The organism is Propioniciclava sp., from assembly GCF_036744435.1.
GTDB lineage: Bacteria > Actinomycetota > Actinomycetes > Propionibacteriales > Propionibacteriaceae > Propioniciclava.
This window is the reverse complement of the sequence record NZ_DAIOIA010000098.1, coordinates 1-10,567: the sequence shown is the minus strand read 5'-3', so window position 1 is coordinate 10,567 and position 10,567 is coordinate 1. Positions and strand designations below refer to the sequence as shown.

The 10,567-nt window shown below is 70.8% G+C and carries 11 protein-coding genes and 2 pseudogenes; 7 read left to right on the top strand and 6 right to left on the bottom strand.

Going from position 1 to position 10,567, the window contains the following annotated elements; all coding sequences use genetic code 11:
- Positions 1–225: pseudogene (locus tag V7E09_RS11745) on the top strand (hypothetical protein); the annotation flags it as partial.
- Positions 222–881 carry a response regulator transcription factor gene (locus tag V7E09_RS11740; RefSeq protein ID WP_324511461.1) on the top strand — a complete coding sequence of 220 codons (660 nt, stop codon included), beginning with the start codon at positions 222–224 and terminating at the stop codon, positions 879–881. The pseudogene V7E09_RS11745 and the gene V7E09_RS11740, both read left to right, overlap by 4 nt.
- A gap of 317 nt (positions 882–1,198) precedes the next feature.
- Here V7E09_RS11740 and V7E09_RS11735 read toward each other — a convergent pair whose 3' ends face one another.
- Positions 1,199–2,650 carry an MFS transporter gene (locus tag V7E09_RS11735; protein WP_324511462.1) on the bottom strand — a complete coding sequence of 484 codons (1,452 nt, stop codon included), beginning with the start codon at positions 2,648–2,650 and terminating at the stop codon, positions 1,199–1,201.
- Between the two features lie 163 nt (positions 2,651–2,813).
- Between V7E09_RS11735 and V7E09_RS15730 the strand changes: the two genes are divergently transcribed.
- Positions 2,814–4,001: a hypothetical protein gene (locus V7E09_RS15730; RefSeq protein WP_442956883.1), complete on the top strand. Its 1,188-nt coding sequence runs from the start codon at positions 2,814–2,816 to the stop codon at positions 3,999–4,001.
- Here the strand turns inward: V7E09_RS15730 and V7E09_RS11725 are convergent.
- Positions 3,969–4,652 carry a TetR/AcrR family transcriptional regulator gene (locus tag V7E09_RS11725; RefSeq protein ID WP_324511464.1) on the bottom strand — a complete coding sequence of 228 codons (684 nt, stop codon included), beginning with the start codon at positions 4,650–4,652 and terminating at the stop codon, positions 3,969–3,971. The two genes, V7E09_RS15730 and V7E09_RS11725, sit on opposite strands and share 33 nt — an antisense overlap.
- Here V7E09_RS11725 and V7E09_RS11720 point away from each other — a divergent pair.
- Positions 4,625–5,467 (top strand): SDR family oxidoreductase, encoded by an 843-nt coding sequence (locus V7E09_RS11720; protein WP_442956882.1) that lies wholly within the window; start codon positions 4,625–4,627, stop codon positions 5,465–5,467. The two genes, V7E09_RS11725 and V7E09_RS11720, sit on opposite strands and share 28 nt — an antisense overlap.
- An 18-nt stretch (positions 5,468–5,485) precedes the next feature.
- The gene (locus tag V7E09_RS11715; protein WP_324511465.1) at positions 5,486–5,815 is read left to right on the top strand and encodes a nuclear transport factor 2 family protein; all 330 of its coding nucleotides are present in this window, start codon (positions 5,486–5,488) and stop codon (positions 5,813–5,815) included.
- A 74-nt stretch (positions 5,816–5,889) separates the two neighbouring features.
- On the opposite strand, the gene V7E09_RS11710 is transcribed toward V7E09_RS11715, so the two are convergent.
- The 3 genes from V7E09_RS11710 to V7E09_RS11700 all read right to left on the bottom strand — a co-directional run bounded on the left by V7E09_RS11710 (position 5,890) and on the right by V7E09_RS11700 (position 9,002).
- Positions 5,890–6,909: a LacI family DNA-binding transcriptional regulator gene (locus V7E09_RS11710; RefSeq protein WP_324511466.1), complete on the bottom strand. Its 1,020-nt coding sequence runs from the start codon at positions 6,907–6,909 to the stop codon at positions 5,890–5,892.
- A 97-nt stretch (positions 6,910–7,006) separates the two neighbouring features.
- Positions 7,007–7,783 (bottom strand): VOC family protein, encoded by a 777-nt coding sequence (locus V7E09_RS11705; RefSeq protein WP_324523430.1) that lies wholly within the window; start codon positions 7,781–7,783, stop codon positions 7,007–7,009.
- A gap of 55 nt (positions 7,784–7,838) precedes the next feature.
- The gene (locus tag V7E09_RS11700; RefSeq protein WP_324511468.1) at positions 7,839–9,002 is read right to left on the bottom strand and encodes a Gfo/Idh/MocA family protein; all 1,164 of its coding nucleotides are present in this window, start codon (positions 9,000–9,002) and stop codon (positions 7,839–7,841) included.
- 290 nt (positions 9,003–9,292) lie between these two features.
- On the opposite strand from V7E09_RS11700, the gene V7E09_RS11695 reads away from it, so the two are divergent.
- Together V7E09_RS11695 and V7E09_RS11690 are read left to right on the top strand one after the other, a co-directional pair.
- On the top strand, positions 9,293–9,823 hold the full coding sequence (locus V7E09_RS11695; protein ID WP_324511469.1) for a 2'-5' RNA ligase family protein: 531 nt from the start codon (positions 9,293–9,295) through the stop codon (positions 9,821–9,823).
- Positions 9,824–9,906: 83 nt separating this feature from the next.
- Positions 9,907–10,284, top strand: a complete 378-nt coding sequence (locus tag V7E09_RS11690) for a hypothetical protein (RefSeq protein ID WP_324511470.1) — start codon at positions 9,907–9,909, stop codon at positions 10,282–10,284.
- A gap of 10 nt (positions 10,285–10,294) precedes the next feature.
- Here the strand turns inward: V7E09_RS11690 and V7E09_RS11685 are convergent.
- Positions 10,295–10,567, bottom strand: a pseudogene (locus V7E09_RS11685) (2-succinyl-5-enolpyruvyl-6-hydroxy-3-cyclohexene-1-carboxylic-acid synthase); the annotation flags it as partial.

Genomic DNA, 10,567 nt, shown 5'->3' with positions numbered 1-10,567 from the left:
CAAGGCGGCATCGCCCTGCGCGTCGACGTCGGCCCGGACGCGGTCACCATCGACGTGGTGAACCTGCGCCGCACCGACGGCCGCGACACCTCCGGGGGCGGCAACGGCCACGTGGGGATGCGCGAACGCGCCACGTCCGCCGGGGGCCGCCTGACCGCACACGTCGACGGCACGGTGTTCTCTGTGCGCGCCGAACTGCCCGCTACCGAGGGGAGCCCCCGATGATCCGAGTCCTGATCGTGGACGACCAGGAGATGATCCGTGCCGGGCTGCGGGTCATCATCGACGCCCACCCCGACCTGCAGGTCGTCGCCGAGAGCGGCGACGCGCTGGCCGCGATCCGGCTGCTGAGCGACGCTGAGGTCGACGTCGTGCTCATGGACATCCGCATGCCCGGCATCGACGGGGTCGAAGCCACCCGCCGCATCCGGGCCACACACCCCGCCCCGCAGCTCCCCATCCTCATCCTGACCACCTTCGATCAGGACGAGTTCGTGCTCGCGGCGCTCCGCGCGGGCGCCGACGGGTTCTTCAGCAAGGGCGCGAGCCCGACCGAACTCACCGACGGCATCCTCCGCGTCGCCCACGGCGGACGTGCCCTGTCGCCGACGGCCGTGGACGCGCTCGTGGACCACGTCGCCGAGGATCGTGACATCCACGTCGACCGGGCCGCTGCGGCCCGGTTCGAGGGGCTCACCCCGCGCGAGCGGGAGATCGTCGCCGCGATCGTGACCGGCCTGACCAACGAGCAGATCGCCGCCGACCTGTTCCTGTCCCCCTACACCGTCAAGACGCACGCCAACCGCGCCATGATGAAGGTCGGCGCCCGCGATCGCGCGCAACTGGTGTCCTACGCGGTGCTCGCCGGGATCCGCCCCTAGACGCGACGATCGGGCCGCCCGGTGAAGGCGGCCCGACCCTGCACAGGATCACGATGACGCTGAGCCACGCTTGCGCATCACGACGACGACGGCGATGGCAGCGATCACGACCACGACGACACCCATGACGGTGCTCCTCTCTCGTTGCTGGGCGGGGATCAGGCGTCCTGTGAACGACGCTTGCTGACGAAGAACGCGGCGGCGGCCACCGCGGCGACGGCCGACACGATCACGATGATGCGAGTCATGACACTCCTCCTCTCGGGTGTGGGTGGGGGATGGGGACGGGCCGTCGACGCTGCGCCAGCCCGTCACGATCAGGAACGGGTGCCCTGTCCTGCGCCGACGAGGGCGGGGGCGGGGGAGCCGGTCTGAGGTGCGCGGGGGATCGCCCAGGCGAGCAGGCAGGCGAGCCCACCCAGCCCGACCCCGACGAGAAGCACCGCGTGGAGGGCGGGCGCCGAGGGCGCCGTGAACGTGTCCACCTGCGTGGCGGACGCGGCCAGCGCCCCGCCGATCACGGCACCCGCGACGCTCGTCCCGATGGCGCGGCACAGCGTGTTGAAGCCGTTGGCCGAGGCCGTCTCGGCGGGAGGAACGGCGTCCATGAGGATCAACGGGATCGCCGCGTAGGCCATGCCGACGCCGACATTGCACAGTGCCACCACGATCATGAGGCCCCAGGGAGAACCCATGAGCCACCAGGTCGACACGTAGCCGGCTGCGATCACGAGGGCGCCCAGGCTCAGCGTCGTCCGCGGTCCGAAACGGGCCGACAGGCGGGCACTCACCGGCGCGATGGCGAGCATCGCCAGGCCACCCGGCGCCAACCACAGGGCCATGGCCACCATGGACTGCCCCAGGCCGTAGCCGGTGGAGGCGGGCAGTTGCAGGATCTGGGGGATCACGTACGACAACGGGTAGGTGCAAAACGAGATCAGCAGCCCGACGAGGTTCGCCAGGGCGACCCGGCGGTCGGACAAGCTGCGCAGGTTCACCAGCGGCGCGCCGGCGTGGAGCTGGTGGGCGGCCCACAAGGACAGGCACACCACGGCTAGCCCGGCGCACGTGAGGGTCGGCAGCGACAGCCAGCCCCACGACGCCCCCCTGGAGATCCCCAGCAGGAGGCTCACCAGCCCCAGCGAGAGTCCGACCGCCCCGCGGGTGTCGAACCGGGGGCGCGGAGTGGGGCGATGGCCCGCGGGCACGATCCACACGAGCAGCGCCAGGGCCACGACGGCGAGCCCGGCGAACGTCCAGAACATGATGCGCCAGTTCGTCGTCTGTCCGACGATCGCGGCGAACGGCAAGCCCAGGGCGCCCCCGATCCCCATCGAGGCACTCATGGTGGCGACCGCCGACCCTATCCGCTGCGGCGGCATCACCTCGCGCAGGAGGCTGATGCCCAGCGGTACGACGCCGAGCCCCAGGCCTTGCAGCCCGCGTCCGACCACCATCGCCCCGAGCGACACCGACAGGGCGCACACCACGGAACCGGCGATGAGCGGGACCAGGCTGGCGATCATGACGGCCCGCTTGCCGAGCATGTCGCCCAGGCGTCCCGAGATGGGAACGGCGACCGCGGAGGTGAGCAGGGTCACGGTCACCACCCAGGCGGTGTCGGCTGCGGAGGCGTCCAGCAAGGAGGGCAGCTGCCCCAGGAGCGGGACGATGAGCGTCTGGATGCCGGTGGCGACCACTCCGGTCATCGCCAACACGGCGACGATCAGGCCGGGACGGCGTTGGGTTGCTGGGCGATGCATGGTCATGCGGGCCCCTTTCGTTGCGGCACGATCTCGATGACCACCAGCTTTCTTCGTGACGCGGCCGCGCACATCGTCTGGCTGCACCGACCGTCTACCGCATTCGCAGTAGGCAAAGATGCCCCGGAGGGAGGACGGCCCAGCGCCCGACTGCGGCGAGGATCGCAGGGTGCCTCACGACCGACTCAACGAACCCCGCAGCGCCGTGTCCCCGCTCACCTCCGGGCAGGTCCCGGGACGCGGAGCGCGCCCGCGCCGGGTACTGACGCTGGTCGTGCTGCGGTGGCGCGACCTGCGGGGACGCACCGTGCTGTTCGCGCAGTGGTCGATCGGCACGAGTCTGGTCATGGCCACGTGGAAGGTGGTGGCAGCACTGCTCGCCACGGCGTCGCTGTTCTGGATCGCCAACGCCGCCTTCAGCGTCGGGCTGGCGGTCGCGAAGATCCTGGTGGTGGACGCGCATCGAGGCGAGCGCGCCGCCCACCCCCGAGGCCGCCATCTGGATCCGGATCGCTGGCAGCGCCAGGTCTACCGGGTGGCCGGAGGAGCGGTGCTCCTGATCGCGGCGCTCTACGTCGTGAGCTGTGCGGCGATGATGGTGGGCGGTGGTGAGGTCCAGACTTACGACAAGTACACCGGGATCGCGATCGCCACGCTGACGTTCACGGAGTTGGGGCTGGCGATCTCGGGGATCGTGTCGGCGCGACGGCGTGCCGATCTGCTGGTGGAGGTCATCAAGCTGAGCAACCTCGCCGGGGCGCTGGTGCTGCTCGTCCTCACCCAGACCGCCCTCATATCGTTCGCCAACGACGGGGGCGCGGATCCGCGCGTCACCGGGCTCGGTGGCGTGGTGTTCGGGGCGGCGGCAGGGCTGATCGGCCTCTACATGCTGGTGCGTCCGCTGCCGCCGCGCCCCGTGGACCCCACCCTCGTCGAAGGTGAGGTCGTCGCTGGATCAGAGCTCGACGACCTCAAACTCCAGCAGTTCGGCACCGTTGGCGACGGGACGCGTCCCGGGGCCCGAGTGGGCGGCATCGGCGCGGTTGTCGCGCCACCGCGCGAACGACTCCTCGTCCTCCCACGTCGTCACCACGAAGTAGCGGTCATCGCCCTGAACGGGGCGCAGGAGCTGGAATCCCTGGAATCCCGGCTCGGCGTCGACCGCATGCTTGCGGGCCGCGAACCGGGCCTCCAGTTCGGGGCCGGCGCCGGCGGGAACGGAGATTGCGTTGATCTTCACGACTGCCATGCAGCGAGCTTACGAGGCGTCCAGCAACGCGTCGCCGTGGGTGGCCTCCCGCAGGTGGACGGTCGTTGGCTGGCCTCACCGGGAGGTGCGGTCGCGGAGCCTGCCTAGCCAGGCGATGAGCAGGCGCGTCTCCTCGGCGCCCAGCGTGTCGGGAGCTGCGGATGCGGCCTCGATGGCGGCGCTGAACGGGTCCTGGTCGCGGTGGGCCCCGGTGATGGCGGCGAGGGTGGCGTCCCGCACAGCCGCGCTCAGGTCCGGATCGGGGGCCTCCAGGACGATCTGACGCAGGGTGACGCCCACATTAGTGGCCAGCACGTGCGCGGCCGCCGCCTGAGGGGTCACGGCGAGGCGTCCTTGCGCGGCGGCGCGCGCCGTCAGCTCGGCCAGGTGGCGCGTGGGCGCCGCGTGGCTGGCGGGGTAGTGGCCGGGGCGCACCTGCCCATACATCAGCGTGTACAGGCCCGGGTGGGCCAGCCCGAACGTCACGTGGGCGTCCCAGCCCGCACGGATGTCCCCGATGGGGTCCCCGGTGGATTCGGTGGCCTGTTTCGCCGTCAGGTACTGCTCGAATCCCCGCTCGACGAGCGCGTCGATGAGGCCCTGCTTGGAGCCGAAGAAGTGATAGGCGGTCGGCATGGTCACGCCTGCGGCATCGCAGGCCGCCCGGAGCGAGAAGTCCTCCCCCGGGGCGGCAGCGACCAGCGTCGCAGCCGCGGTGATCAGCCGCTCCCGTGTATCGCTGTCCCGCTTCTCATGCACGGTGCTACATTACGTGCTGTAGCACCGATATAGGGCTACATATCAACGCTAAGGAGCGTCATGACCGATTACCCCTCGCGGGCAAGAACGTTCTCATCGCAGGAGGTGGCAAGAACCTGGGCGGACTCATCGCGCGCCAGGCCGCGGCCGGCGGTGCCAATGTGGCCCTGCACTACAACTCCGAGGCCAGCCGGGCCGAAGCTGAGCAGACGCTCGCCGACGTGCGCGCCGCGGGCGTCACCGCCACGCTGTGGCAAGGCGACCTCACCTCGCCCGCCGCCGTCGCCCAGCTCTTCGCCGACGCCGAAGCGGCGATCGGGCCGCTCGACGTGGCCATCAACACCGTCGGCAAGGTGCTGCGCCAACCCATCCTCGATACCACCGAGGCCGACTACGACGCCATGTTCGACATCAACGCCAAGACGGCCTACTTCTTCCTCCAGGAGGCGGGGCGGCGGCTCAACGATTGCGGCCGGATCATCACCATCGTCACCTCGCTGCTCGCCGCATTCACCGACGGCTACTCCACCTACGCGGGTTCCAAGTCGCCCGTGGAACACTTCACCCGCGCGGCGGCCAAGGAGTTCGCCGACCGCGGCATCTCGGTGACGGCCGTGGCGCCCGGCCCCATGGACACCCCGTTCTTTTACGGCCAGGAGACCCCCGAGCGGGTCGCCTTCCACCAGTCCCAAGCGATGGGAAACCGCCTCACCCGCATCGAGGACATCGCCCCCATCGTGCTCTTCCTCGCCACCGACGGCGGCTGGATCACCGGCCAGACCTTGTTCGCCAACGGTGGCTACACCACCCGCTGATCAACGATGGGATCCACCATGACGACACCCACTGTTCCCGAGAACATCGCCCGCTTCCTCGCGGCCGTCAACGGGCACGACGAGCAGGCCTTCCTCGACGCCTTCACTCCTGAGGGGGTCGTCGACGACTGGGGGCGACTGTTCACCGGACGCCAGGCGATCAAGGCCTGGAGTGACGTCGAGTTCCTCGGCGCCCGAGGCGTCCTGACCGTGGAGGAGGTCGAGGTCGACGACGCCGGGGTCACCGTGATCGGCGACTGGCGATCCCAGCACGCCAACGGCCGCTCCCGGTTCACGTTCCTCCCAGACGGCGACGCCATCGCGATGATGACCATCCGTCACGCCTGAGTTTTCTCGGGCTCGCCGGTGCCCTGCGGGCGCCGGCGGGCCCGGGTGGCGTGATCCGCCCCGGCGAGTCGGCGCTAGCGCGAGCGGGGGCGGCCCGTCGACTCGCGCACGATCAGGGAGGTTGCCGGGGCGTCGTCGTCGGAAGGCGGCTCGGTCCCCTCGATGATCGACAGCAGGCGCCGCACCGCCAACTCGCCCAGGTGTGTGGCGGGCACCCTGATGGTGGTGAGCGGAGGGCACGTGAAATCGGAGCCGAAGATGTCGTCGAACCCGATGATGCTCAGGTCCCGGGGCACCTCCAGGCCCTGCTTGCGGGCCGCCTGCAGGAGCCCGATCGCCATCATGTCGTTGTAGGTGATCGCTGCCGTGGCATCGTGCGCCACCAGCGTGGTGAGAGCGCGCATGCCGTTCTCGAGTGTGGGCTCGTTGGGGCCGACCACCTCGATCTCGACGCCGCGGCGGGCGCCCACCTCCTGAAGGATCTCGGTCCGCTGCCGGCTCATCCAGGCGTCCTTCGGGCCCGACAGATAGACGATGCGACGATGCCCCAGCAGGTGTAGGTGCGCCACCGCCTCGTCGAACCCGGGCTCCACCGGGCCGTGGATGGAGGCGACCCCCGGCACCTCCCGGTTGATCAGGACGAGGGGCCGCTGCTGGTTCAACTCGGCCAGATCGGCGTCCTGCAGGCGGGTGGCGGCGAGGATCAGCCCGTCCACGCTCGGCAGCATCTTCTCGGCGGCGACACGTTCGACGGCGCCACTGTTTTGGGACTCGCCCAGGATCAGCGTGTAGCCGTGCTCGGCGATCAGCTGAGTGCCACGCATGATCCCGGCGATGATCGGGTTGGTGATGTCGAGCAGGATCAATCCCAGCGCGTTCGTCCTGCCCGACTGCAGCGCCCGCGCCAGCGGGTTGGTGCGATAGCGCAGTTCCTCCGCGGCCTCCCGGACGCGTGCCTCGGTCTTCGCGTTCACCCGGCCGGGGGAGTTGAGCGCGCGCGAGACGGTGGAGGGGTTCACGCCTGCGAGCCTGGCCACGTCGTAGATCGTCGGGGCGGCACCGAGCGGTGAACGCGGACCATCAGGGGTCGGCATGGGCATCTGCCTCCTGTGCGAGCCTCGGCGGCTCACGATACCGGTGTGCCGCCGCCTCGGCCGGGGACGCCCGGGCAGCGGCACACCGGAGGGGAGGTCAGCCGGCGAGGACCGGCGGACGGTCGATGAACTCGATCACCGTCTGATCGGGGTCGATCAGGGCCCCGACGCTGCCCACCCCGCCAGCGGCGGGATGCGCCGCCTCGTGGATCGTGGCCCCCCGCTCCTCGGCGTAGGCCAGCGCTGCCGCCACGTCGTCCACGATCAGCGCGAGGTGGTGCAGCCGGGGTCCGTCGTGGACCTCGGGCAGGATCTCGACCACGTCGGCGCCGTGGTGCAGGTAGGTCAGGTGCGTGTCCAGCTGGGGGATCGGCAGTTGCTTGGCCACCGACATGCCGAGGTGGTCGGTGTAGAAGGCGAAGGTGCGGTCGTGATCGGAGGCCTGCAAGGCGACGTGGTCGATGGCGCGGATGTGCGGGTGGGGCAGGGTGCCCGCGCGCAGCGGCAGGTCGCGCTGGAGGAGTTCGATGGCGACTCCGTCCGGATCGGTCACGAGAGCCTGACGCCCGGCTCCCGTGCCCGCGACCTTGGGCGCGACCAGCGAGGCGGCGCCGGCGGCGACGAGCCGCGCGTAGTCGGCGTCCAGGTCGTCGCTGTAGAACCCCAGGTGGTTGGTCCCCAGTGGCATGGCGCCGTCGGGGAAGGACAGCAGCTCGACGAGGCCCTGGGCCACCTGGAGATAGGCCAGGTCCATGCCGCTGGCCTCCACGTGGGCGCTCCAGACCACCGCCGCTCCGAGGTGGCTGGTGTAGAAGTCAACTGAGGCGGCGAGGTCCTCGACGACGATGCCGAGGTGGTTCAGCTCGTAGATCATGTGGTGTCTCCTTCGTTGCGTGATGGGTCGTGTCTTCGGGTGAGGGGGCAGGCAGTCAGGGGCCGACGCGGTAGGCCAGGGGCGCGGGGTCCTGGGCGAGTTCGGCGAGGTCGACCGGACGCCGGAGCGTCGCGGACCGATACAGGGCATGGATGGTGGTGAGCACGGCGGCCGCGTCGGGGACGCTCACCTGCGGCGGCACGCCGTGGCGGATCGCGTGGGCGACATCGGCGAACTGCCGGGCGTGACCCGCGGAGGCCACGGTCGCGTCCAGGCGGCTGCTGGTGGTGGGGGGTGCCTGATTGCCGCCCCCGTGGAGGCCCATCTCGCCGACGTCGCTGCCGTCGGCCACGTGCAGATAGGCCAGGCTGTCGTGCTCGATGACGGCGGTTCCCTGCGAGCCCATGATCTGGAGCCGGGCCGCCAGGCCGGGATAGGCGGCCGTCGTGGCGTGCACGGTGGCCACCGCGCCCGAGGCGAACTCGATGACGGCGGCGAGGGTGTCCTCGACCTCGATGCGCGCGTGGGCGAGCCTGCGGCTGGTCGCGTGGACTCGGACGGGCAGGCCCAGGAACCACAGCAGCAGGTCGAGGGTGTGGACACCCTGGTTCATGAGTGCGCCCCCGCCGTCTTGTTCCCAGGTGCCGCGCCAGGCGGTCTTGTCGTAGTAACCCTGGCTGCGCCACCAGCCCACCGACGCGACCGCCGAGGTGAGCTGCCCGAGGCGTCCCGCGTCGATGGCTTCGCGGACCTGCGCGGAGGCCGGATCGAACCGATGCTGGCTGACCGCCGCCGCCACGAGCCCGTCCTCCTGGGCGGCCTCCGCGATCCGCGCGAACTCTTGGACGCGGGCCAGGTCGACGTCGAGGGGCTTCTCGACGACGAGGTGGCGTCCCGCGCGCAGCACCCGCGTGCCGAGGTCCACGTGCGTGCCGGTGGGTGTTAAGACCGACACCAGTCGGACGCGCTCGTCGCGGAGGACCTCGTCCACGGTCGTGGCCCGGACGTTACCCCGGGGCCACGCGTCGTGGTGCGCGTCGATGAAGGCCTGGGCCTGGTCCACCGTGAGGGCGGCGACGGCGACCAGGTCGAGGTCGGGGGTGGCGTGGATCGCGGCGGCGTGGGTCGCGGCGATGGCGCCCGCCCCGATGATCGCCGTCCCGATCCTCGCGTGGGGCGTCCCTGCGGTGCTGGTGTCGCCTGTTCGTGGTGTCGTCATGCTGGGTCCTGTTCGCCGAGCGATCTCGATGTGCGGGTCGCCTGTCGCGGTGGCTGGTGGCGATGGCCGTCGGGGCGTCGGCGCCCCGCACAAGGCCGAAGCTAGACCAGTCGATACCGTTTGGCAAACGATTGCCAAATGCTGCCGATGTCGGCCTTCGAGCCCGGCCACTCGTGCGATCACCCAGGTTGTGGCAGCGTGTGGGCCCTAGTGCAATCGCTTGCCGAGTGCTGCCGGGGCTGGGGGTGGTCCTCCCGTCGGAGTGTCCGGCGCTGTGGCAGGCTGGCCCGGTGAGAGGACACGCCGTGCTGCTGATCGGCGTCCCCGCCCTGGAGGAGTGGGTGCGCGACCGCACCGCCTTTTATGATCCCGCGTTCGTCTCGGCGGATCCGCTTTTTGCGCACGCGCACATCACCGTGCTGGCACCCTGCCCGCCCGAGCGCGCCCTGCTGGAACGCGTCGCCGCCGCGGTGGAGCCGTTCTCGTATGTGCTGCGCCGACTCGACGTCTTTCCCGATGGGGTCGTCCACCTCGTTCCCGAGCCCGCCGAGGGCTTCGCAGCGCTGACGGCGGCAGCGCGGGCGGCGGCCCCGCAGGTAGCCCCCTACTGGGGCCGCGCCGAGCCCACCCCGCACCTGACGCTGGATCGACTGGGGTCCTCGGTGACCCGGGAATCCACCCGGGAATCGGTCGCCGGGCTCCTGCCTGCTCGCGGCCGGGCGGACGAACTTCTGCTCACCTGGTGGGAGGCGGGCTGGTGCCGGGTCCTGGGGGCGGCGCCCCTCGGCGGCGGCGTCCCTGAGAAGATCTCAGCATTGTAAAGTCCCCATTCGGGGACGTTCGCCGCTAGGTTGGGGCGGGTGGACCCGTCGTCTCGACCGCGGCGGACCGGACAGGAGACGTGATGATCGTGGTGCCCCTGGCGGTGGCGCTGCTTTTGTTATGCCTGCTGGCGTCCATGCAGGCCATGGTCGCGCTCGGGCAGCCCGTCGGGGAGTACCTGTGGGGCGGTCGCGAGCGGCTGCCCAAGGCGTCGGTGCGCAAAGCCGCCCGCTGGGCGATCCTCCTCTACGCCGCCACGGCCGTCATCCTCCTCAGCAGGGCCGAGGTCCTGCCCGGTCACGACTCCCCGGTCATTCGAGGCCTGGCCTGGATCGTCTTCGCCTACGGCGCCATCCAGGTCGTCGTCAACGCCATGTCGAGCAGCCGTCGCCAGCGCAAGCTGATGGTCCCGGTCAGCACCGTGCTGATGTTGTGCGTGCTGCTCATCGCCGCCAGCTGAACCGGCCCCCTCACACGGGCGGCAACGGCACCTCGACGACGCGCCGCCCGCTCGCATAGGACGCCAGCACCTCAGCCACCCCCGCCGCCTCCACACGAACGGCCTGCGCACCGAAGCCGCGGGCCAGTGCCAACGGATCGAGCACCTGTCCGGCGGCGAAGAACCGCTCGAACAGGGGGCGCGGGGCGCGGCCGTGCTCCAGCCCGCCGAAGATCCCGCCGCCGTGGTCGTTCACCACCACCACGTCCAGATCCGGCTCGCCCTCCTGGGTGCCGCGTCCCAG

Excerpts from the sequence above, each read along its gene's own strand:
- V7E09_RS11740 (WP_324511461.1), top strand. The coding sequence starts at position 222 with ATGATCCGAGTCCTGATCGTGGACGACCAGGAGATGATCCGTGCCGGG.
- V7E09_RS11735 (WP_324511462.1), bottom strand. The coding sequence starts at position 2,650 with ATGACCATGCATCGCCCAGCAACCCAACGCCGTCCCGGCCTGATCGTC.
- V7E09_RS11715 (WP_324511465.1), top strand. The coding sequence starts at position 5,486 with ATGACGACACCCACTGTTCCCGAGAACATCGCCCGCTTCCTCGCGGCC.
- V7E09_RS11710 (WP_324511466.1), bottom strand. The coding sequence starts at position 6,909 with ATGCCGACCCCTGATGGTCCGCGTTCACCGCTCGGTGCCGCCCCGACG.
- V7E09_RS11705 (WP_324523430.1), bottom strand. The coding sequence starts at position 7,783 with ATGATCTACGAGCTGAACCACCTCGGCATCGTCGTCGAGGACCTCGCC.
- V7E09_RS11700 (WP_324511468.1), bottom strand. The coding sequence starts at position 9,002 with ATGACGACACCACGAACAGGCGACACCAGCACCGCAGGGACGCCCCAC.
- V7E09_RS11690 (WP_324511470.1), top strand. The coding sequence starts at position 9,907 with ATGATCGTGGTGCCCCTGGCGGTGGCGCTGCTTTTGTTATGCCTGCTG.